This is a genomic window from Aquamicrobium segne (assembly GCF_042656785.1).
GTDB classification, from domain to species: domain Bacteria; phylum Pseudomonadota; class Alphaproteobacteria; order Rhizobiales; family Rhizobiaceae; genus Mesorhizobium; species Mesorhizobium segne.
In genome coordinates this window covers 111011-132618 of sequence record NZ_JBHSLL010000059.1, presented here as the reverse complement: position 1 = coordinate 132618, position 21608 = coordinate 111011, and the positions used below count along the sequence as shown (strand labels likewise).

Annotated in this window: 23 protein-coding genes and 1 tRNA gene; 20 read left to right on the top strand and 4 right to left on the bottom strand. The window is 57.1% G+C overall.

All coding sequences use genetic code 11. The annotated features are described in order from the left end of the window. Nucleotides 1-67: 67 nt before the first annotated feature. The 5 genes from ACFPLB_RS16520 to ACFPLB_RS16500 are packed head-to-tail and all read left to right on the top strand — an operon-like array spanning nucleotide 68 to nucleotide 3990. A complete protein-coding gene (locus tag ACFPLB_RS16520; protein ID WP_378231690.1) occupies nucleotides 68-1333 on the top strand; it encodes a phage major capsid protein in 1266 nt (421 codons plus the stop codon). 2 nt (nucleotides 1334-1335) lie between these two features. Next, entirely contained in the window at nucleotides 1336-1851 is a 516-nt protein-coding gene (locus ACFPLB_RS16515) for an HK97 family phage prohead protease (RefSeq protein ID WP_378231688.1), read from the top strand. A gap of 1 nt (nucleotide 1852) precedes the next feature. Then, the gene (locus tag ACFPLB_RS16510; RefSeq protein ID WP_378231686.1) at nucleotides 1853-3064 is read left to right on the top strand and encodes a phage portal protein; all 1212 of its coding nucleotides are present in this window, start codon (nucleotides 1853-1855) and stop codon (nucleotides 3062-3064) included. Between the two features lie 4 nt (nucleotides 3065-3068). Continuing rightward, nucleotides 3069-3599 carry a hypothetical protein gene (locus ACFPLB_RS16505; protein WP_378231684.1) on the top strand — a complete coding sequence of 177 codons (531 nt, stop codon included), beginning with the start codon at nucleotides 3069-3071 and terminating at the stop codon, nucleotides 3597-3599. Beyond that, nucleotides 3589-3990, top strand: a complete 402-nt coding sequence (locus ACFPLB_RS16500; protein ID WP_378231683.1) for a hypothetical protein — start codon at nucleotides 3589-3591, stop codon at nucleotides 3988-3990. The genes ACFPLB_RS16505 and ACFPLB_RS16500 overlap by 11 nt, the downstream gene beginning before the upstream one ends. Nucleotides 3991-4074: 84 nt before the next feature. On the opposite strand, the gene ACFPLB_RS16495 is transcribed toward ACFPLB_RS16500, so the two are convergent. Next, a tRNA-Ile gene (locus ACFPLB_RS16495) sits at nucleotides 4075-4150 on the bottom strand. Between the two features lie 185 nt (nucleotides 4151-4335). Here ACFPLB_RS16495 and ACFPLB_RS16490 point away from each other — a divergent pair. Further along, the gene (locus tag ACFPLB_RS16490; RefSeq protein WP_378231681.1) at nucleotides 4336-5052 is read left to right on the top strand and encodes an SIMPL domain-containing protein; all 717 of its coding nucleotides are present in this window, start codon (nucleotides 4336-4338) and stop codon (nucleotides 5050-5052) included. 65 nt (nucleotides 5053-5117) lie between these two features. Here ACFPLB_RS16490 and ACFPLB_RS16485 read toward each other — a convergent pair whose 3' ends face one another. After that, nucleotides 5118-5480 (bottom strand): hypothetical protein, encoded by a 363-nt coding sequence (locus ACFPLB_RS16485; RefSeq protein ID WP_378231679.1) that lies wholly within the window; start codon nucleotides 5478-5480, stop codon nucleotides 5118-5120. 407 nt (nucleotides 5481-5887) lie between these two features. On the opposite strand from ACFPLB_RS16485, the gene ACFPLB_RS16480 reads away from it, so the two are divergent. The 5 genes from ACFPLB_RS16480 to ACFPLB_RS16460 all read left to right on the top strand — a co-directional run bounded on the left by ACFPLB_RS16480 (nucleotide 5888) and on the right by ACFPLB_RS16460 (nucleotide 11024). Beyond that, nucleotides 5888-7204 (top strand): NAD(P)H-dependent oxidoreductase, encoded by a 1317-nt coding sequence (locus ACFPLB_RS16480; RefSeq protein WP_378231677.1) that lies wholly within the window; start codon nucleotides 5888-5890, stop codon nucleotides 7202-7204. 14 nt (nucleotides 7205-7218) lie between these two features. Then, nucleotides 7219-8241, top strand: a complete 1023-nt coding sequence (locus tag ACFPLB_RS16475) for a thiamine pyrophosphate-dependent dehydrogenase E1 component subunit alpha (RefSeq protein WP_378231675.1) — start codon at nucleotides 7219-7221, stop codon at nucleotides 8239-8241. Continuing rightward, entirely contained in the window at nucleotides 8241-9239 is a 999-nt protein-coding gene (locus ACFPLB_RS16470) for an alpha-ketoacid dehydrogenase subunit beta (protein WP_378231673.1), read from the top strand. The genes ACFPLB_RS16475 and ACFPLB_RS16470 overlap by 1 nt, the downstream gene beginning before the upstream one ends. A gap of 3 nt (nucleotides 9240-9242) precedes the next feature. Beyond that, nucleotides 9243-10547 carry a pyruvate dehydrogenase complex dihydrolipoamide acetyltransferase gene (locus tag ACFPLB_RS16465; RefSeq protein ID WP_378231671.1) on the top strand — a complete coding sequence of 435 codons (1305 nt, stop codon included), beginning with the start codon at nucleotides 9243-9245 and terminating at the stop codon, nucleotides 10545-10547. 105 nt (nucleotides 10548-10652) lie between these two features. Beyond that, nucleotides 10653-11024, top strand: coding sequence for a hypothetical protein (locus ACFPLB_RS16460; RefSeq protein ID WP_378231669.1), 372 nt, complete (start codon nucleotides 10653-10655; stop codon nucleotides 11022-11024). Nucleotides 11025-11027: 3 nt separating this feature from the next. On the opposite strand, the gene ACFPLB_RS16455 is transcribed toward ACFPLB_RS16460, so the two are convergent. Continuing rightward, entirely contained in the window at nucleotides 11028-12011 is a 984-nt protein-coding gene (locus ACFPLB_RS16455; protein ID WP_378231729.1) for a sugar-binding transcriptional regulator, read from the bottom strand. Nucleotides 12012-12223: 212 nt separating this feature from the next. Between ACFPLB_RS16455 and ACFPLB_RS16450 the strand changes: the two genes are divergently transcribed. The 5 genes from ACFPLB_RS16450 (at nucleotide 12224) to ACFPLB_RS16430 (ending at nucleotide 18051) form a co-directional block, all read left to right on the top strand. Then, on the top strand, nucleotides 12224-13210 hold the full coding sequence (locus ACFPLB_RS16450; protein WP_378231667.1) for an ABC transporter substrate-binding protein: 987 nt from the start codon (nucleotides 12224-12226) through the stop codon (nucleotides 13208-13210). 159 nt (nucleotides 13211-13369) lie between these two features. Beyond that, entirely contained in the window at nucleotides 13370-15073 is a 1704-nt protein-coding gene (locus ACFPLB_RS16445) for an ABC transporter permease (protein WP_378231664.1), read from the top strand. Further along, nucleotides 15061-16143 carry an ABC transporter ATP-binding protein gene (locus ACFPLB_RS16440; protein WP_378231662.1) on the top strand — a complete coding sequence of 361 codons (1083 nt, stop codon included), beginning with the start codon at nucleotides 15061-15063 and terminating at the stop codon, nucleotides 16141-16143. The genes ACFPLB_RS16445 and ACFPLB_RS16440 overlap by 13 nt, the downstream gene beginning before the upstream one ends. Then, complete coding sequence (locus tag ACFPLB_RS16435) at nucleotides 16140-17297, top strand: MBL fold metallo-hydrolase (protein ID WP_378231659.1); 1158 nt, start codon at nucleotides 16140-16142, stop codon at nucleotides 17295-17297. The genes ACFPLB_RS16440 and ACFPLB_RS16435 overlap by 4 nt, the downstream gene beginning before the upstream one ends. A 16-nt stretch (nucleotides 17298-17313) precedes the next feature. Next, nucleotides 17314-18051 carry a 5'/3'-nucleotidase SurE gene (locus ACFPLB_RS16430; protein ID WP_378231651.1) on the top strand — a complete coding sequence of 246 codons (738 nt, stop codon included), beginning with the start codon at nucleotides 17314-17316 and terminating at the stop codon, nucleotides 18049-18051. Nucleotide 18052: 1 nt separating this feature from the next. On the opposite strand, the gene ACFPLB_RS16425 is transcribed toward ACFPLB_RS16430, so the two are convergent. Then, nucleotides 18053-18751 carry an HAD family hydrolase gene (locus ACFPLB_RS16425; protein WP_378231649.1) on the bottom strand — a complete coding sequence of 233 codons (699 nt, stop codon included), beginning with the start codon at nucleotides 18749-18751 and terminating at the stop codon, nucleotides 18053-18055. 157 nt (nucleotides 18752-18908) lie between these two features. Between ACFPLB_RS16425 and ACFPLB_RS16420 the strand changes: the two genes are divergently transcribed. The 4 genes from ACFPLB_RS16420 to ACFPLB_RS16405 all read left to right on the top strand — a co-directional run bounded on the left by ACFPLB_RS16420 (nucleotide 18909) and on the right by ACFPLB_RS16405 (nucleotide 21594). Continuing rightward, the gene (locus ACFPLB_RS16420) at nucleotides 18909-19346 is read left to right on the top strand and encodes a transcriptional regulator GutM (RefSeq protein WP_378231647.1); all 438 of its coding nucleotides are present in this window, start codon (nucleotides 18909-18911) and stop codon (nucleotides 19344-19346) included. Between the two features lie 64 nt (nucleotides 19347-19410). Then, nucleotides 19411-20172: a PTS glucitol/sorbitol transporter subunit IIC gene (srlA, locus tag ACFPLB_RS16415; protein WP_378231645.1), complete on the top strand. Its 762-nt coding sequence runs from the start codon at nucleotides 19411-19413 to the stop codon at nucleotides 20170-20172. A gap of 17 nt (nucleotides 20173-20189) precedes the next feature. Further along, nucleotides 20190-21188 (top strand): PTS glucitol/sorbitol transporter subunit IIB, encoded by a 999-nt coding sequence (gene srlE / locus ACFPLB_RS16410; RefSeq protein WP_378231643.1) that lies wholly within the window; start codon nucleotides 20190-20192, stop codon nucleotides 21186-21188. 25 nt (nucleotides 21189-21213) lie between these two features. Continuing rightward, complete coding sequence (locus ACFPLB_RS16405) at nucleotides 21214-21594, top strand: PTS glucitol/sorbitol transporter subunit IIA (RefSeq protein WP_378231641.1); 381 nt, start codon at nucleotides 21214-21216, stop codon at nucleotides 21592-21594. The last annotated feature ends 14 nt before the right edge of the window (nucleotides 21595-21608 follow it).

Sequence of the window (21608 nt, the reverse complement as noted above, 5' to 3'; positions counted from 1 at the left end):
CTTGACCGTTCATTATAAAAGGACGATATTCCTAGGATTGATTTCCTAGCGCAAGGACTATCGTTCAATGAAACTGCATGAAATCCAGGAACAGCGCTCTGCCGCTGTCACCGCCATGCGGGCACTGGCTGACAAGGTGGAAGCCGAAACCCGCGACTATTCCGCTGATGAAGAAAAGCGGCATTCCGACCTCAAGGCGGAGATCACTTCCCTCGACGTAAAGCTCCAGCGTGCGAAGGACTTGGCCGAGGCCGAGCGTTCCGCGCCTGCCATCATTGCCAGCAACGGCCGCGACGGGGCTTTCGAGGACCGCGCCCGCGACTTCTCGATCACCAAGGCCATCGCGGCGAAGATTGGTGATGATGTTGACGCTGCCTTTGAGCGGGAAATGTCGCAAGAGGTTGCCCGCCGCTCCGGTCGCAAGTTTCAGGGCATCGCCGTTCCCGATGAGGTGTTTCAGGAAAAGCGCACGCTGCTGGCCGGCTCCAGTGCTGCTGACCTCATTCCGAATGTGCATCGCGGCGATCTGTTCATCGACCGCCTTCGCAGTGCCCTTGTTGTCGGTCGCCTTGGTGCAACCGTCCTCGACAACCTTGTCGGCACCGTGGACATTCCAAAGCAGACAGGAAGCTCGACGGCGCAGTGGGTTGCCGAAGACGGCTCGCTGACCGAAACGGATGCCAGCTTCACCGACGTGAACCTGACCCCGAAGACCGTCGGCGCAATGACTTCGTTTTCGCGACGGACCCTTATCAACGCCGTGCCGAGCATCGAACAGCTTGTGCGCCGCGACCTCGCTGCGGTCATCGCAAGCTCCATCGATGCAAAGGCGCTGTACGGCGAGGGCATTGTCGCTGGACCGCCGGCCAAGAATGAGCCGCTGGGCGTCTCCAAGGTTTCGGGCATTGCCACGCCTTCGATGGCTGGGCCGACTTGGGCCGAGGTTCTGGGCGTCATTGCTGAAATTCAGGGTGATGATGCAGAGATTGGCAATATGGGCTGGGCCATGAACCCGGCAGCGGTTGCCACGCTTCGCGCCACACCGAAGGACGAAACCAACGGGGGCGAAGGCTTCTTGATGGAAGGGCCGGGCAATCTTGCTGGATATGCCGCCGCTGTCTCGACCGCCATCCCTGCCGGCGAACTGTTCTTCGGGGCATGGTCGCAGCTTCTCATCGGCTACTGGAGCGGCACCGACATTCTGGTGAACCCGTACGAAACCACAGCTTACGCCAAGGGCCGCGTGATGGTCCGGGTGATGCGCGATGTTGATGTTGCCGTGCGTCATGCCGAGTCATTCGCCTACGTCGATGATCTGGCCGACGGGAGCTAAACATGGAGCGCCGGGCATCTATCGAACTGCGGGCTAAGGGCCGGAAGCTGGAAGGTTACGCCGCCATCTTCGGCCAGGAAACCCGCATTCATGACTTTACCGAAGTCATCTTGCCCGGTGCTTTCACCGACACACTGGCAGAGGGCAGGGATATTCTCGCCCTTGCCGACCACGACAAGCGCGCCGTGCTGGCACGAACCCGCTCCGGCACCCTTCGCCTATCACAAGATAGCAAGGGGCTGGCATTCAGCCTCGACCTTCCAAACACATCGTTTGGCCGGGACATTCTGGAGCTTGCCGAGCGTGGCGACGTTGGCGGGGCTTCCTTCGCCTTCACCGTAAGCAAGGATGGCGAACGCTGGCAGGCCGACCGCCGCGAGCTTCGCAGCATCACCCTTCATGAGATTTCCATCGTTTCCGCGTGGCCGGCGTACGACGGCACCGTGGTTCAGGCGAGACAGCGACCCGCCGCGTCTGGCAAATTGGTCGCTGTCCGCCGCTTCCTCGAAAGCTGCTGACATGGGTTTTCTCGACCGCTTCCTGGGCCGCAAGACTGAAACCCGCGCGGCTCCTACTTCATGGGATTTGCTTGCCTCTATGGGCTTGCCTTCACTGGCAGGGGGCTTCGTTGCGCCCGCCGTGATCGAGGGCAACGCCGCCGCGTTCAATGCGGTGCAGCTCATTGCGGAAAGTGTCGGGAGCCTTCCCCTGCATGTCTATCGGAAGGCGGCAGATGATGCCCGCGAGGAAGACGCGGATCATCCCGTTGCACGCCTATTTTCCGACCGACCGAACGACATTCAAAGCGCGGCCGAGTTCCTGACCATGATGCAGGCTCACTGCCTGTTTCACGGCGCAGCCTATGCCGAGATCGAACGTGACGATAAAGGCAGCCCGGTCGCCCTATGGCCGCTGCATCCGGGCCAAGTCGCTCTTGAGCGCATTCCCGGCACCCGCCGCATCCGATACGCCGTTTCCGACGAGGTAGGTTCGCGCCGCCTCTTGCCTCACGAGGTTCTGGCTATCCGCGATAGATGGGACGATCCATTCACACCACGTAGCCGGATCGACCGTGCCCGCGAGGCGCTGGGCGGTGTCATTGCTACCGAACGCTTCGCATCCGCCGTCTGGCGCAACGGGGCGCGCTTGAGCGGCATCGTCACGCATCCCGAACAGATCGGCCCAGATGCAGCCAAGACGCTCCGAGAATCATTGCAGGCGCTCTACGGCGGCGCTGACAATGCTGGCCGCATCGGCGTGCTGGAAGAAGGCATGAACTGGAAAGAGATTTCCGCCACGCCTCATGATGCCGAACTATCGGAAGCCCGTCGCCTGGCCGTGCTGGAAGTCTGCCGAGTTTTCAATGTGCCGGCACCGCTTCTCAACGAATTGAGCAACGCCAACTATTCGAACCTTGTCGAGCTTCGCCGCCAGTTTGCGGCCGGCACCATCCAGCCTTGGCTTGTGAAATGGGAACAGGCGATTCGACGCGATCTGTTCTCCGAGGAAGGCCGACGCGGCTTTGAAGTCGAATTCGACATGGATTTGCTGGTTAGGGCCGATTTCCTCCAGCGCTTGCAGGGCTACCGGATAGGCCGCGAAACAGGGCTTTATTCGGCCAACGATCTGCGCCGCTTCGAGAACCTGAACCCGCGCAAGGATGCCGAGGCCGACGCCTTCCTAAGCCCTATGAACATGCAGAGCGAGCAAACCGGCGCACCGAAGGAGTAGCGCCATGCTCCAGATCGCGCCGCATTCGCTTCACCGTCTGCGCTCATGGCAGGAAGCGTATGTTGAGCGCGAACGCCAGAACCGCGCAGCCAAGCCAAAGCCCATACGAATCAACAAGGACAAGCGCCGGTTCCTGATCGACAAGGTTGCCACAATCTTGAAGACCGGCGAGCCGACGAGCTTCGCGCTAGAAGCGGCCTGTCGGCACAGCTTGCGGGCTGCCCTTTGCCTCAAGGGCCTTGATTGGGGGCAAGCTGATGCCATCGCTGCCGACATTGTTGCTGCTGGACTTCGCCAGATAGGGGCAGTGCGCCCGACTTGGCAGCAAGGACAGCCGGAGTGGGCACAGGATGGGCATAATCCTATCCAGCGAGAACGATGTCGCCAGTGCCACGGCAAGCTTCCCGAAGATGACTACAGCGACCGCCGGGTCTTCTGTTCATCCACATGCCGCACCAATTGGCACATGACAGCTTTTCGCAGCAAGACGAACGCCGACGACGCAGCGCGGGAGATCATCATCCGTGCGGCTTGACGCTCTTTTCGATAGCGCAGATTTCTGCCGTAGGTGCAATGCGCGTCTGCCGATGGATGCCTATTGGGGCCGTCGCAAATACTGTTCGGTGCAATGCCGCGACAAGGACAAGGTGGGGCGCATACCGCCTGCCGAGCGCGTCGGGCGCAAGTGCGGCTTTTGCGACGGACCAATCTCGACCGACAAGCGGTTCGGGACGAAGTTCTGTTGCCATGATTGCCATGAAGCGCATTTCAATCGGCTTCGCTCATTGAAGCGCAAGGCCGCGCGGGCGCATCTTCGCTGCCATGTGTGCGGGGCGACCGTCGAGCACCGAGGAAGGCTCTACGTCAAGTATTGCAGCCAGCGGTGCAACCGGCTGGCATTTGAGGCGCGGAAGGCTGCGGGATAGGGCAAGCAAAAGCCGCTTCCGTACCTATGGCGTACCTATCAGCTTTTTATGTTTTTTATGCAGCATCTAAGTTATTGATTTTATTGGTGGGCCCGGAGGGACTCGAACCCCCAACCAAGCGGTTATGAGCCGCCGGCTCTAACCATTGAGCTACAGGCCCCACGAGGGGGTGATTAGTTGGTTTTGTGAGTATACACAAGAGCTACATAGGCTGTGCAACCTGCTTCAACAGGTGAAAGAGCAGGTTCTTGTACCGGCAGGAACAGTGATTGGCGGGACCCGCCGCACTTTTGGCGGATTTTTTTGAAATATCGGCCTCGGGACGCATTTTTCATGGAGTATTTGATGAACGGATTTATTCTTCCGCTGACCTTGGCTGCGGCAATTGCGCTGCCTGCTATCGCACAGGCCAAGGAACCGGGGCAGACGCCACGCATATTTGTCACCGGAGAGGGAGAGACAAGCATTGCCCCGGATATGGCGATCTTGAGCCTTTCTGTCACCCGTGAAGCAAAAACCGCGCGCGAGGCGCTGGATGCCAATAATGACGCCATGGCGGCAGTTATTACCGCCATGAAGGCGGCCAGTATTGAAGATCGTGATCTGCAAACTGCCGGTATTCAGATCAGCCCGCGCTATAATTATGAAACCAGGGCAGACGGCACCCAGAAAGCTGAACTGGTGGCCTATCAGGTGACCAATACGCTTTCGGTGCGTATCCGCGAGATCGACAAGGCTGGCGAGTTGCTCGACAAGGCTGTAACACTTGGCGTCAATGAAGGCGGGGGGATCGTCTTTACCAATTCCGATCCGCAAACGGCTCTGACCGAGGCGCGCAAAAAAGCTGTTGCAAATGCGCTTTCCAAGGCCAGAACGCTGGCTGAGGCTGCTGGCGCTTCAGTTGGCAAAGTGTTGGAAATCTCCGAACAATCAGGGACACCGCAACCGATCCGCATGGCTGCCAGATCCTTTGATGCCATGCCGCAGGCGGCGGCTGTGCCGGTTCAGGCAGGCGAAAACTCCTACCGCGTGCAGGTGAATGTCACCTTTGAGCTGAAATAGCACAAATAGTAAAAAGCCCCGGATGTGATGAAGTATCCGGGGCTTTTTTTGTATAGATTCAAAATTTAACGATAAAGGGTGGGGCAACCACGCTGATTGGCAAAGGTGACCGTGGCCGGACGGTTGAATTTGCGACCCACAACCCTGACGATACGGCGATTGCTGTCAACGACACGGGCGCGGCGAAGCCCCATGCGCTCGGCCTTGTTGACGGCAGTACGCGCATTGCAGGTCTGATGGCGATTGTTATGAGGCCGCCAGTTATGATGACGGGCAGGGGCGCGGTGATTGACCTGAATGCCATAGCCTGCATTGCCGCCGCTGAAATTGATGTAAAGTGCGTCTGCCTGTGCTGCAGCTGGCAGGGCGGCAATGCCGCCAAGGCCGATGAGGGCGGATAAAACGGCAGTCTTGATCATCTTGAGCATGGTGTTCTCCTGTATCTGACAGGGCTTTCATATTCGCCCATCCATGAGGTGGAATTTAGGGCGCCCTGCCTGAACCGGTACGGAACCGCGCGTTCATTGGGCATTCATTAAAACAAAACGTCTGACTTTTCTTTTGAGGAAAAGCTGAGCAGGGTCAGTGCGAAAAGCGGATCGGTACGGAAAAGCTCGTTCTGCTCTCATTTCTGGCAAGAAACGGGTTGTCATGCACCCTTTACTGGCAAATTCCGCGCTGCGGTCCATTCTTGTTCAGGCATGTCATAAAATAGCGCTGAACGGCTATCATTTTGTTGGCTATCATGAGCACTTGACTATAGGCCTTGAACATTCGACTTGATTGAAAGACACATGTTCACTATTGTTTGAGTTCATCACTGGAGGATCAGAATATGAGTATCAATATCGCCCCCACCGGTTTGGCGAAAGACCTTCAGGAGCGGGCCGCATCCGGCAAGCCTATCCGCATCGGTCTGATTGGTTCGGGTGAAATGGGCACCGACATTGTCACCCGCGTGGCGCATATGTCCGGCGTCGAGATCGGCGCCATTTCTGAATTGAATGTCCCCAATGCTCACAAGGCTGTTGACATTGCCTATCGGGAACAGGGCCATTCGCGCGAAGTTTCCACAGCCTCTGACATGACGGCGGCAATGGAAGCAGGCAAGGTTGCCATAACCGATGATGCTGATCTGATCATCAAGAATGATCTGATTGACGTGGTGATTGACGCGACCGGCATTCCGGCCGTTGGCGCGGAAATCGGCCTTCATGCCATGGAGCATGGCAAGCATCTGGTGATGATGAATGTCGAGGCCGATGTCACCATCGGTGCTTATTTAAAGGCTGAAGCCGACCGTCTGGGTGTGATCTATTCGCTGGGGGCGGGCGATGAGCCATCTTCCTGCATGGAACTGATCGAGTTTGTCTCGGCCATGGGCCATCCCATTGTTGCTGCCGGCAAGGGCAAGAACAATCCGCTCAATATTGACGCCACCCCGCCCGCCTATGAAGAAGAAGCCAAGCGCCGCAACATGAATGTGCGCATGCTGGTTGAATTTGTCGATGGCTCCAAGACCATGGTGGAAATGGCGGCGATCGCCAATGCCACTGGCCTTGTGCCCGACAAGCCGGGTATGCACGGGCCTGCCGCTACGCTTGATCAGTTGTCCAGCGTGCTGATCCCGGAAAAGGATGGCGGTGTCTTATCAAAGGTCGGTGTGGTTGATTACAGCATCGGCAAGGGTGTTGCCCCCGGCGTCTTTGTTATTGCCGACATGTCGCATCCGCGCATTTCAGAGCGCATGGAAGATCTGAAAATGGGCAAGGGCCCTTATTTCACCTTCCACCGTCCTTATCATCTGACATCACTGGAAGTCCCGCTGACCTGCGCGCGCGCCGTACTTTACGGCAAGGCTGATATGGTGCCCTTGGCCAAGCCGGTGGCTGAAGTGTGTGCGCTGGCCAAGAAAGATATGCAGATCGGCGAAAAGCTCGATGCGATTGGCGAATATTGCTACCGTGCATGGGTCATGACGGCTGAGGAAGCCCATAGCGCCAAGGCTATTCCTTGCGGCCTGTTGCAAGGTGGCACGGTTACTGCCCCGATCCGCAAGGGTGAACTGATTACCTATGCCAATGCTGCGCCCGCGCAAGGCTCGAAAATTGTCGAACTGCGCGCCCGCCAGGATAAGCTCGTTTACGGTTGAGGAGCCTTGAAAATATGGCCAGATTGAAAAAGGAGGCGGAGCAGTCCAACCTGCCCTTCGCCTACACACAGTACAGCCACGATCAGCTTCGCGATGTGCTGCGCAAGATGTATCTGATCCGCCGTTTTGAAGAAGGGGCCGAAGACAGCTATATGCGCGGCCATATTCACGGCACCATGCACCTGTCTATCGGGCAGGAAGCCAGCGCCATGGGCATTTGCATGCCGCTGACCGATGAAGATCAAATCACCTCCACCCATCGCGGCCATGGCCATTCCATTGCCAAGGGCGGCGATATAAAAAAAATGTTTGCCGAGTTTTTTGGCAAGACGACCGGCTATTGCAAGGGCCGTGGCGGCTCCATGCATATTGCCGATGTCAGCAAGGGCAATCTGGGCGCCAACGGCATTGTGGCTGGTGGCATTCCGATTGCTGTGGGGGCGGCCCTTTCGGCCAAGCGCCTTGGCAATGGCAAGGTGGCTGTGTCCTTCTTTGGTGACGGCGCCAATAATGAAGGCGCTTTCCATGAATCGCTCAATATGGCGTCAATCTGGAAGCTTCCTGTGGTCTTTGTTTGTGAAAACAACGGCTATGGCATGTCCACTTCGACGGCGCGTTCCACCGCTGTCGCCAATATCGCAGATCGGGCTGCGGCCTATTCGATGCCGGGCGTAATCGTTGACGGCAATAATTTCTCGGAAGTGGCGCAAGCCTCGCATGAGGCTGTTGAGCGGGCACGGGCCGGTGAAGGGCCGACACTGATTGAATCCAAGACCTATCGCTATCGTGGCCATTCCAAAAGCGACCGCAATCGTTATCGCAGCAAGGAAGAGATCGATGAGTGGATGACTCAGCGCGATCCGATCATGCTGTTTGAAACCGAGTTGAAGGAGTTTGGCGTGATTGATGATGTGGGCATTGAAGCAATCCGCGAAGATGTGGCGCGTGAAATTGCCGAAGGCATCGAATTTGCCAAGCAAAGCCCGATGCCTGAAATTTCCGACCTGACCCGATTTGTCTATACAGAGGTGGCGTGATGGGTGAGACTGTGCGCGAATTAAGCTATTCGCAGGCCATTCAGGAAGCCATGGCCATTGCCATGGAGGCTGATGAGCGGGTTATTCTCATGGGTGAGGATATTGGCGTTTATGGTGGCGCGTTTCAGGTAACGGGCGATCTGATCGAGCGCTTTGGCCCAGACCGGGTGATGGATACGCCCATTTCGGAACTGGGCGGTGCAGGCGTTGCCGTTGGCGCGGCTGTGACTGGTCTGCGGCCGATTTTCGAGTTCCAGTTTTCTGATTTTGCCACGCTTGGTATGGAGCAGATTGTCAATCAGGCTGCCAAGATGCGCTTCATGCTGGGTGGCGAGGTTTCGGTGCCTGTGGTGATGCGCTTTCCTGCCGGTTCAGGCACCGGCGCTGCGGCCCAGCACAGCCAGAGCCTTGAAGCATGGCTGGCGCATGTGCCGGGCCTGAAAGTTCTTCAGCCTGCAACTGCGCATGATGCAAAGGGCATGTTGCTGGCGGCAATTGCTGATCCCGATCCGGTGATGATCTTTGAGCACAAGCTGCTTTACAAGATGAAGGGCCCGGTTCCTGAAGGTCATTATACGGTGCCGATCGGCAAGGCGCAGATACGCCGTGAAGGCAAGGATCTGACCATTGTTGCAACCTCCATCATGGTGCACAAGGCGTTGGAAGCGGCAGAGATTCTGGCGGGCGAAGGTATTGATATTGAAGTTGTCGATTTGCGCACCATTCGCCCCATTGACCGGGAAACGGTGATTGAAAGTGTGAAAAAGACCTCGCGGCTGTTGTGCGTTTATGAAGCGGTCAAGACGCTGGGTATTGGTGCCGAAATCAGTGCGCTGGTCGCTGAAAGCGAGGCGTTTGATTATCTGGATGCACCGATTGTGCGTCTGGGTGGCGCTGAAGTGCCAATCCCTTATAATCCGGAACTGGAAAAGGCTGCCGTGCCGCAGGTGCCGGGCATTGTTGCAGCTGCCCGCGATCTGGTTAAGGGAGTTCGCTAAGATATGGCCGTTGAAGTCATCCTTCCCAAGGTCGACATGGATATGGCGACCGGACAGATCTCACGCTGGTTCTTCAAGGAAGGCGACACCATCGCTCAGGGAGACGTGCTGTTTGAGATCGAAACCGACAAGGCGGCGATGGAAATCGACGCCCCGGCCAGCGGCATTTTGCGCAATGTAACCGGCAAGGAAGGCATTGATATTCCGGTTGGCCAGACTGTCGCCTGGATTTATGCCGAAGGTGAGGAAGTGGCAGCAGTTCCTGCCGCCGTTGCAGTTGCAGAAGCTGCGCCTGCGCCTGCACCAGTTGCCGAGGTTAAGGCGGAAATATTGGCGCAGCCTGTGGTGGTTTCTGGCAAGGATGGTGCTGTTCGTGCCACGCCCCTGGCGCGGCGTATGGCCCGTGAAGCTGGTCTTGAGCTTTCTGCCGTTTCAGGTTCAGGCCCGCAGGGGCGTGTGGTCAAGGCCGATGTCGAGGCAGCCATTGCCGGTGGCCTGAAAGCTGCGGCCCCTGCTGCTGAATCAGCAGTGCCTACTGCCAAAGCTGCTGTTGCGCCAATGTCGGATGATGCGGTGCTGAAATTGTTTGAGGAAGGCTCTTATGAGTTGATCCCGCACGATACTATGCGCCGCACCATTGCAAGGCGTCTGGTTGAGGCAAAATCAACCGTGCCGCATTTTTATCTCACCGTTGATTGTGAACTCGATGCGCTGCTGGCCTTGCGCAAGCAGTTGAACGATGCAGCCCCGGTCAAAAAGACCGAAGATGGCGAGGAGCCAGCCTATAGGCTGTCGGTCAATGACATGATCATCAAGGCGCTGGCGCTGGCGCTGAAAGAGGTTCCTGACGCCAATGTGTCATGGACGGAAGGAGCAATGGTCAAGCATGCCCATGCTGATGTGGGTGTGGCTGTTTCCATTCCCGGCGGATTGATTACGCCGATCGTGCGCAAGGCTGAGGAAAAAAGCCTGTCGATGATCTCACAGGAGATGAAGGATCTGGCGGGGCGTGCCCGCAATCGCAAATTGAAGCCGGAAGAATATCAGGGTGGCACCACGGCGGTGTCGAACCTTGGCATGTTCGGCATCAAGGATTTTTCCGCCGTCATCAATCCGCCCCATGCAACGATTCTGGCTGTTGGTGCTGGCGAGCAGCGGGCGGTGGTGAAAGATGGCGAGGTCAAAATTGCGACCCTCATGTCGGTCACGCTATCGACCGATCACCGGGCTGTGGACGGGGCGCTGGGCGCTGAACTGATCGGCGCCTTCAAGCGCCTGATCGAAAACCCGATTGCGCTGGTGGTGTAATTTTGCCGCGCTGGTCTTTATCGGCAAAGCCTTTATATTTGACTTGAAAAGCCCCCGGTCCTTGTTGGGCCGGGGGTTTAAGACAGAATGGAAAGGAATCGCGCCATGCTGCCGCCATTCAAGCCTGCCGATGTTCGTAACATTGTCACCAAGGTGATGGAGGCATCACCCTCTGATGTCAGGCTGGTGGCGCAGCGTCTGCATGATCACGCGGTTGAAGAGCGCCTTTCGGGCGAGGATACACTGCTTCTGGTGCGTGAACTGGGCTATGAAAGCCTTGAGGCTTTTTGTGCCGGTTTGCAGCTTCCTGCCCATATTGCCGAGCGCTGGGCGCGCTTTGGTATTTCTGTCGAGATGCGGCAGGTGTTGACGCTTCTGGTTACGCATCGCCGCCAGATGGATGAGGCCGTGCGCGAGTTTGAAGACATAACCCATGCCGGGCTTGATGATTTTTTACGTGAGCGCGGGCTGATCTGAATTTTATTCCGCTGCGATGAGCGCCTGTGCCGTCTGGCTGTCGGTGATCAGCACATTGGTTGCAAACGCATTGAGGGCTGCGCGGATGGCGGCTAGCTTGTGCAGGCCGCCTGCCGCCAGCACCACATTAGGAATTGCACTGACCACATCAAGCCCGATGGCCATGACCCGGTCATTGACCTCATGGTCAACCAGCTTTCCTTGCGCATCGATGAAATAAGACAAGACATTGGCTTGTGCCCCTTTGGCGCGCAAGGAAGGGATGAGTGAAGGCAAGACCAGCCCATGGCGAAAAATGGTGGCCTCAGGCGAAATCTCACCAACCGTCAATAGTGCAATATCGGCATTGGCTGCGCGGGTTTTGACATCCATCAATTCAGGCTGGGCCCATAAAAGATCACGCAAAACCGGATCATGCAGCATTACGGGTGCGGTGATCTGATAGCTGTCAATGCCGAACAGGTCGGCAACCTTGGCCGCCACGATGGAAGGATTGATCCATTGTGAATGAGGCAAGGCCCCCACCAGCCCGATGACAGAGGCATTTTTCAACTGGCGGCGGCCAAGATAGGCAAGGCTGGCGTGAAGTGTTGCCCCGCCGCCAATGGCCAGCGTCATATTGTCTTTCATATGGTTGCCAAGATAGAGCGCCACAGCATGGCCGATAGATTTTTCCAGATGTTCAGCCGCTTCAGGTGTGGGCACCACGACCGCTGAATCAAGCCCATAGCGCTTTTCCAGTGCGCGCTCTGCGGCCACCTGTTTTGTGCTTTGCGCATTGATGGTGGTGATGACGACCCCTTCAGCGGTGCAGGCAGCCAGCGTGCGCATGATCTTGACGCGGCTGACATTCAGCTTTTCGGCAATCTGCTCCTGTGTCAGCCCTTCCACATAATAAAGCCAGGCTGTTTTGACATTGATGTCGGAGGAAACCAGCGCTGCATTTGTGTCTGCCGCCTGGCGTTTGCCATCCATCGATCTGGGCATCATCCTCTCCCGACACTCTTAAGCCAGACTACGCTGTGTATTATTTTGATGACACCATCGTGACTTGTTCAAATGTGTTTGACAACTAACAAATGAACATATCATATGGGAGCTGGAATTTTGTCATTCAGCAGTCATATAAGATGTTCAAGGAGAGGCGCGTGTGCCGGCAAAAAGCCGGAAATCATATGCGCAAAGATCAGGAGGTCTCCATGAAAACGCGTTTTATCACATTGCTTGCAGGTACTGCGGCCCTTGCGGCCATGCTCATGCCGGGCCTTGCCAGCGCCGATACGCTGACGCTTTACACGTCGCAGCCGGAGGCGGATGCCGCCAAGACGGTCGAGGCGTTCAAAAAGGTTCACCCCGACACGGATGTGAATATTTATCGCTCCGGCACCAGTGACATCATGGCCAAGCTGGCGGCTGAATTTGCCGCTGGCAGCCCGCAGCCGGATGTGCTGCTCATTGCTGATGCGGTCAGCATGGAACTGCTCAAGGGTGAAGATCGCCTGCTGGCTTACCCGGAAGCCAAGATCGACGGCATCGAGGCAGATGCCGTGGATGCTGACAAGACCTATTTCGGCTCCAAGCTGATCACCACCGGCATTGCTTACAATACGGGTGCTGCTGAAAAGCCTGAACATTGGGCCGATCTGGCCAAGCCGGAATACAAGGACGGGCTGGTCATGCCAAGCCCGCTTTATTCGGGTGCTGCCGCCTATCTGCTTTCGGGCTTTGTCGCCTCATCTGACTATGGCTGGGATTATTTTGAGAAGCTGAAGGACAACAACACCATTTCCGTGCGCGGCAATGGTGCGGTGCTGAAATCGGTGGCCAGCGGTGAAAAGCCTTACGGCATTCTCGTCGATTTCATGGCCATGAACGCCAAAGCCAAGGGCTCGCCGATCGAGTTCGTCTTCCCGGCTGAAGGTGTGCCAGCGGTGACCGAACCGGTTGCCATTATGAAGACGGCCAAAAATGTTGAAGGGGCCAAGGCGTTCGTGGATTTCATCCTGTCGGATGAAGGCCAGAAGCTGGCGCTTGAGATGGGCTATCTGCCTGCCAAGGCGTCTGTTGGCCGCCCTGACTGGTTGCCGGAAGGCGTTGATGTGAAGGTCATGTCCTTTGACCTGCCTGCCATCATCGCAAACACGGAAGCCGACAAGGCAAAATTCTCCGAACTGTTTGGCGGCTGACGAGACTGCGGAAACCGGCTGGTCATGACCTGCCGGTTTCCTTTTTACAGTGTTTGAGCCAGTCGGCATTATGGGCTGACGGTCAAAAATTGCGACAATCCGTGGTGTAATCATACGCCGGTTTGCCATATCGGGCCGGAAGGCTTCTCAGGGATAACCATGTCCGCATCTGTCAAGGAAAGCCGGGGTCAGGAAATGATCCTGACTGTGGTGGTCGCATTTGTCATCGTGCTGCTTTCACTGCTGCCGATGCTGCGCCTCATCAAGGAAATCGTGGCTCCAGGCGGAACCATATCCGACACCGCACTGCGATTGGGAATGACAAGCCCCGTAACATGGACTGCGACCAAAAATACGCTGGTTGTCGGTTTTGGCGGCACGATACTGGCTGTTACGCTTGGCACATTCATGGCGCTTTTGGTAACGCTAACCAATATACGCGGTCGCTCCATGCTGGTGCTTGCCTATGTTATGCCGCTGATGATTGCGCCGCAGGTGACGGCTCTGGCATGGCTGCAATTATTCGGCCCGGCCAGCCCCTTGCTCAAGATGATTGGGCTCGCGCCACCCATTGGCACCCGCAATCCGCTTTATTCCACACAAGGCATTATTCTGCTGTTGGGTGTGCAATATGGGCCGCTGGTATTTTTGCTGGTGCGGGCGGGCCTGCGTAAACTGCCGCGTGAACTGATCGAGGCGGCGCGCGCTGGCGGCGCTGGCTGGTTTACCGTGTTGCGCACGATCGTTTTACCGCTGATGACACCTTCCATTGTGGCGGCTGCCGCACTGGCTTTTGTCTCCTGCGTCGGCAATTTCGGTATTCCCGCCTTTCTTGGTATTCCGGCCAATTATCTGGTTTTGCCGACCTTGATTTATCAGAAGCTGGCCGGTGGCGGTCCTGCCGTGCTGGGCGAGGCGGCATTTCTTTCGGTGCTGATCGGCGTGATTGCCATGACCGGCATTGTGGGGCAGGAAATCATGAGCCGTCGGCGCGATTATCGCATTGCCTCGACCTCCCTTCCGGCTGACCCTTACGAACTGGGCAGATGGCGGCCTTTGGTGGAAACCGGGATATGGATTTTTATTGCCCTTATTCTTGTGCTGCCCTTGTTTGGCCTTCTGTTGACCTCGCTGGTGCCGGGCTATGGCATTCCGCTGAACTGGGCGACTGCCACACTCGATAATTACCGCTTTGTGCTGTTTGAGCATTCGGCGGCGCGGCGCGCTTTCTTCAACTCTTTTGTGCTGTCGATCTCGGCTGCAGCCTTTGCCGTTCTGGTTGCGGTGCCTGTTGCCTATCTGGTTGCCTGGGGGCGGCAAAAATGGATTCGCTATATGAATCTGGCGATTGAATTACCCTATGCGCTGCCCGGTGTGGTGCTGGCGATTGCTGCCCTTTTGCTGTTCTTGCGCCCGATTCCTTTCACCGGCATTCAGATTTACAATACGGTCTGGATCATTCTCTACGCCTATCTTGCCCGCTTTCTGGTTTTGGCGCTGCGCCCGACGGTCAGCGGCTATCACCAGCTTGACCGGGCGCTGGAAGAGGCGGCGCAGGTGGCGGGCGCTGGCCTGTTTACCCGCCTGCGCACCATTTTGTTTCCGCTGGTTGCGCCAGCCGCACTGGCCGGTGGCCTGCTTATCTTCATGACTGCGCTGAGCGAATTGACGGTTTCGGCGCTGCTATGGTCGTCGAGTTCAGAAACCATCGGTGTGGTGATGTTCTCATTCGAGCAGGGTGGTGATTCCAGCTATGCGGCGGCCATGTCGGCGATCACGGTGACCATCACCTTTGTGTTGATGCTGGCCACCAATCTGCTTGCGCCCTACCTTCCCAACGGAGTTCTGCCATGGCGGGATTGACGCTTTCCAACGTAACCAAATCCTTTGGCGATTTCGATGCGGTCAAGGATGTTTCCATTGATGTGGAAGACGGTGAATTTCTGGCCGTGCTTGGTCCTTCGGGCTGTGGCAAGACCACCTTGCTGCGGCTGGTGGCAGGTTTTGATCGTGTCAGTGCGGGGCAAATCAGCATTGGCGGCAAGATTGTCTCTGATGCGGATAGCAGCATGGCGCCGGAAAAGCGGCGTGTCGGCATTGTGTTCCAAAATTATGCCCTGTGGCCGCATATGACGGTGGCTGAAAATGTCGGCTATTCGCTCAAAGTCGCCAAGGTGGACAAGGTGGAAGCCCGGCGCAAGGTGGACGAGGCGCTGGCCCTGGTCGATCTGACCGGGCTGGCGGATCGGCGTCCGGCCAATCTGTCGGGCGGCCAGCGCCAGCGCGTGGCGCTGGCGCGCTGTCTGGTAGCAGCCCCTTCGCTGGTTTTGTTTGACGAGCCGCTGGCCAATCTGGATGTGCATTTGCGCGCCGCCATGGAAGATGAGTTTGCCGCCTTCCACAAGCGTTCCGGCACCACCATTGTCTATATCACTCATGATCAGGCCGAAGCCATGGCGCTGGCTGACCGTATTGCGGTGATGGATAAGGGGCGGCTGGCGCAACTGGCCAGCCCGCGTGAGCTTTACAATGAACCGGCCAATACCATGGTTGCTTCCTTCATTGCGCAAGGCATTGTGCTGCCCGCACAGGTGCTTGCCGCAGAAAAAGACGGCAAGACGGAAGTTGAGGTTCTGGGCCAGAAGGTGAGTGTGCGTTGTCGGCCGGGCGAAGCGCCGCGCATGGGCGCCAATATCTGCCTGCGTGCGCCTGATCTGGAAATCGCAGACGAGAAAGAGCCGGGTATTCTCGGGACGGTTTTGCGCGCTGTCTATAAGGGCGGTGCGATGCGCATTGATTTTGCGCCTGATGCCGACCCGGAACAGAAAATCAGCTTTGAGCATTCCGGTCACGCCGAGTTTGGCGAAGGCCAAAAGCTGCGGCTGCAGATTGTTTCAGGCTGGCTTATTCCAGAAACTGAGCAAAATTCATGACGCTGGAAGTGGAGCTTGCTGGCGGCTTTGGCGAGAAGGGTCGCACCAGCGTCGTTATCGGGCATGGAAAAAACCGTGTGATGCTGGATGCCGGTATCAAGGTGGGCGCCAGTGGCCGTGATTATTATCCACGGCCCTTGACGCCAATCGACCAGCTTGATGCCGTGCTGATCTCACATGCGCATGAAGATCATGTCGGAGCGCTAAACTGGCTGCTGTCGCAAGGCTTTCGCGGGCGCATATTGATGACGCGCGAAACCCGTGACGAGGCTCCGGCGACGCTGGAGGCTTATGCTGAAAAGGAACTTTTAGTCGCCCATCCTTTTCCTGCGGACAGGATTGAGCTGTTTCAGCCCGGTGATGTGCTGGATGTTGCCGGTTTTCGCATTTATACCGGGCGTTCCGGCCATGTGGTGGGCGGGGTGTGGTTTGCGCTGGAATATGGGGCAAGGCGCGTCGTCTATTGCGCCGATGTAGTGCCTGACAGCGCCGTCTTTGTCATGGATGCAATGCCTGAATGTGATCTGCTTTTGCTGGACGCCTCTTATGGGGCTGATCCGATCTCGGGTTCTGAGCGGGCGCAGCACATCAAGAAATGGATTGCGGCGCGGGCAGGGGGCTGTCTGTTGCCGACTCCGCTTTCAGGCCGGTCACTGGAACTGATTGCGGCCATGCCCGGCCATTTTGCCATTCATGCTTCAATGCGCCAGCATCTGTTGGCGCAAACCGAAGCAGTTGACGCCTTGAAGCCGGGGATGCCGCAATTGCTGCGCGCCCGTATCCATGCCGCCCTTGACTGGACAGATGGTGAAAAACTTCCGGATTGCCCGCTGCTGGCCGATGATGGCATGGGTCGGGCCGGGCCTTCTTCGCATCTCATTCCGCTGGCTGATGCACAAGGTTTTCCAATTCTGCTTTCAGGCCATCTGCCGACCGGCACACCAGGTTATCTACTGCATGAAAAAGGCCGGGCTGACTGGATCAGGATGCCGACGCATCCAACCTTGTCGGGCAATCTTGCCATCTGGGAAGGCTGTGGCCGCCCGCCGGTTCTTGGCCATTCCTGCGGACCTGAAGAAATTGCGCGGTTGGGTGAAACCATTCCGGCGCTGCAAAGCAAAAGGCGCGTTGGCGAGCGGTTGCTGGTTGAATAAAGAGGTTTTTTCAAACATGCGAATTCTGGTTTCCAATGATGACGGCATCGATGCGCTGGGCATTGCGCGCCTGACCGAAGCGGCACGTTGCCTAAGCGATGATGTGTGGGTTGTTGCACCGGACAAAAAACATACGGCCGCCGGACCTTCCCTGACGATGGCCCAGCCGATCACCATGGAAAAGCGCGGCGACAAGCGCTTTTCCTGCTCGGGCCGTCCGGCTGATTGTGTGATTGCCGCCTTTGCCTGGCTGTTTGAAAATGACCGCAAGCCCGATCTGGTGCTGGGTGGTATCAATGACGGGCGCAATGTGGCGCAAGATCTTGCCTATTCGGGAACACTTGGCATTGCCCGTGAGGCGACATTCTGGGGTGTTCCCTCCATTGGCTTTTCGCAGGTGAAAAACCCGGCAATTGCCGATAAGGATACGGAATGGCTGGCCGGTTTTATCGGTAGGCTGTGGGAAAATCGGGAAGAATGGGCGCTGGAAGGCCATTGGCTGAGCGTCAATCTGCCCATGCAATTGCCAGCGCAGGTGCGTCAACCGATCATTGGCCGCGACAAGATCGCCTCAAGAGCAGAAGTCGTGGAAAGCAATGGCGACCGCACGGTGATCATTGTCCCGCGCGGGCGTCCGCACACCACCACGGAAGGTGATGAAAACAGCATGATTGATGCCGGTTTTATCACCATCAACCGGCTTAACTGGTTTGGTGGCGGGCGGCTGGATGAAGATTTTGTCGCCGGGCTCTGAGTCAGATTAACTGAAACCCGCGCTTTTCCAGCTCTGCGGCAACTCCGGCCCAATCGGTGCAGACAGCATGAGCCCCGGCAGCTAAAAGCCGTTCAGCATGGCCTTCATAGCTGTGGCTGCCGCCGGTAAAGCCGATGGCTGCCATGCCTGCTGCCACTGCGCCTTGAATGCCAAAGGGCGAATCCTCAATGACGGCGCTCTTGGCTGGGTCCATCCCCATTTTTTCAGCCGCAAACAGGAAAATATCAGGGGCCGGCTTGCCATGCCTGACCATGGAGGATGAAAAGATTGCATCATCGTCAAAATATGAAGCAATGCTGGTGACATCAAGGCTGTGATGGATGCGCTCCAGCGAAGAGGAGGACGCAACGCAGCGCTGAATTTTCAAGTTGCTCAGAAAGTCGGGCAATCCTGAAATTGGCTGAAGCTGCTCGCTGAACAATGCTTTTGTTTCCAGCCACAGATCGTCGGGCGCATGATCGGGATAGTGGTGGCCGGTCAGTTCGGCAATGCGGGCAATAATGTCGGCCTGCTTCATGCCAAAACACTGGCTGATAATGTCGAGGCCGACACCGGGCATGCCATGGCGTTCATAAACACGTTCATAGGCAAGGACCGCCAGCGGCTCGCTGTCAACCAGAACGCCGTCGCAATCGAAGATGATGAGTTGTGATCCGGTCACGGTCTGCCTCTTTTTCATGCCAACTTTAACATGGCCGCAGTGTCAGCTATAATTGCAAGCTCGATTATACATATTGACACTTGGGAAAACAAATGTTCTGTGAATTGATGGTTTGTGTCAATCGAGCATATTGGCCTGGAGGTGAGCATTTGTCCCGGACAAGGAGTGGAGGCTGATGGCAATCTGGCAATGGGCCTTGTTGCTTCTGGCAATTGTCTGGGCCTTGCAGGCGGCAGGCGTCTGGATGCAGATGCGCCATTATACCGATGTCTTCAAAGGCATTACGGAAAAATACAAGGATGGTTTTGTCGGCGCTGGCAATTCCAGGGGACGGCTGAAGAAGGGCACGATTGTGCTGATCGTCGTCACGCCGGATTTGATTGTGCGTCGTCTTTTGATCATGAGCGGGCGCTCCGTTTTTACGAAATTCAAGCGCCATGAGGAGTTTGAGGGCAGACCGCTTGAAGAAATCCGGGCCGACCCTGCAATTTTAGGGGAGGGGGAAACCGGTGTGGCCGAGGCGGTGAAGCGGGCGGTTGAACAGATCGACGCAGCACGGTCAGAGCCAGACAGGCAGCCGGGCTTGTCCGGCTTGAGTGCAGCAAAGGCTTAAAACACAAGGCCGCCGGAGCTTTTGCGATAAGTTCACGGCCCGGCGCGCCGTCCAAGGAGGAAACATGTCTGTCATATCATTGTTGGCGCCGCACGCCGACATGGCGATGCAGAACCTGCAAGTTGCAGGCGCCATGGTGCACGATGCGGCACTACACGGCAGGTTGGCCGTGGACCATGCTTCAGATCAACTCGTTATTCTTGCGCAGGCAAGCGGGGACCAATTGACCGTCGACGAGTTCCGGGAGCGTCTTTCTAATGTGCAGCAGGAAGAACAGCTTGGCTGGCTGACCTCTGCCGGTAAATATTTCATTGGTATTTTCCAAAAGGGCGGCGAGGTTTTCGCCGGCTTTGTCACCGGCATCATCCCCACATTGGTGGTGTTGATGACGGCTTTTTACGCTGTCACCGAACTGGTGGGCGAAGAGCGTGTGCACGGACTGGCGCGCAGCGCCGGGCGCATTGCCCTGACGCGCTACACCTTGTTGCCGCTTCTGGCGGTTTTCTTCCTGACCAACCCGATGGCTTACACTTTCGGCTCGTTTCTGGATGAAAAATACAAGCCGGCTTTTTATGATGCGGCTGTGTCTTATGTGCATCCGCCCCTTGGCCTGTTCCCGCACATCAATCCCGGCGAATATTTCGTCTGGGGTGGCATTCTCGTCGCCATTCAGGAACTGGAGCGCAATGGCGTGGTTCCGGGTGGTTATCACATTCGCGTCGCCATCTGGTACGCGCTTGTCGGCCTCGTGGTCATCCTGCTCAAGGGCATGCTGACGGAACGCATCACAGCCTTTATGGCACGCCGTCAGGGCATTGAGCTTTAAGGCGCGGGGAGGAAAAAATGGCCAAGACATACAAGGCAGTCAAGATTTCCAAAGGCTCGGGCGGCTGGGGTGGCCCGCTTGTCATCGAGCCGACAGAAGAGCGCAACAAGATCGTGTCGGTCACCGGCGGCGGCATTCACCCCGTTGCCAAGCATATTGCCGAACTGACCGGCGCTGAAGCGGTGGACGGCTTCAAGGCGCCGCCCATTGAAAGTGAAATGGCGGTCGTCGTCGTCGATTGCGGCGGCACGGCGCGCTGCGGGGTCTATCCGCGCAAGCGTATCCCGACGGTCAACCTGACCCCCGTGGGACAGGCCGGGCCTCTGGCCCAGTTCATCACCGAAGATATTTATGTCTCGGGCGTCAAGACCAGCAATATCGAACTGGCAGATGGCAGCCAGGCGCCAACCAGTGCAGGGGCAGCTTCGGCGGCGGCAGAGCCGGAAACACCTGCTGGAATGGCGGCTGAAGAAGGCGGCGGCGGCTTTGTCGAGTTCATCAGCTCGATTGGCCGCGTCATGGGCCGCGTTGTCGGCATCTTCTTCAATGCCGGCCGGCGCACCATTGATCAGGTGATCCGCAACGTCCTGCCCTTCATGGCCTTTGTGACCATGCTGATCGGTCTCATCCTTTATACCGGGATTGGCGATATTCTCGCCCAGCCCATGGGACCGCTGGCCAATAATATTATCGGTCTCCTGATCATTTCAGCCATTTGCGGCCTGCCGTTCCTGTCACCCATTCTGGGGCCGGGTGCGGTGATTGCGCAGGTGATCGGTGTTGCTATTATCGGCCCGCAAATTGCCAATGGCACGATTGCACCGGCAATGGCGCTGCCTGCCCTGTTTGCCTACAACACGCAGGTTGGGTGTGACTTTGTCCCAGTTGGTCTGGCGCTTGGTGAAGCCAAGCCCAAAACCATCGAGATCGGTGTTCCGGCAGTGCTTCTAAGCCGTCAGGTCATGGGACCGGTATCGGTGCTGATCGCCTGGGTGGTCAGTCTGTTTGTTCTGTAAGATCCAAGAAAGGCGAGGTTTGCCAATGACCGTTCTTCTCAAGTCACGGGTCACGGATGTGGGACCCGAAGTGGCGGACCTTGCCGAAGGTGGTGTGCTGATCCTGTTTGCAGAAGGCTCACCGCCTGAACTGGCTGAAGTCTCGGTCCTGCACAGGACCGAGGAAGGACCGGGTGAGGATGCGCCGCAGCCTGGCGCATCCATCACCATCGGGCAGCTTGAGGCAAAAATTACCGCTGTTGGCCCTTCTGCCTGGGCCAAGGTGCGCGAGATCGGCCATGTTGTCATCACCTTCAATGGTTCTGACAGCGCCGAGCGCCCCGGAGAAATTTGCGCCTCACAGGTGGAAACAGATCAGCTTGTCGCTGCTTTGAAGCCAGATGCCACAATTACCATTGTGGCCTGAAGAAACCGGAAGCG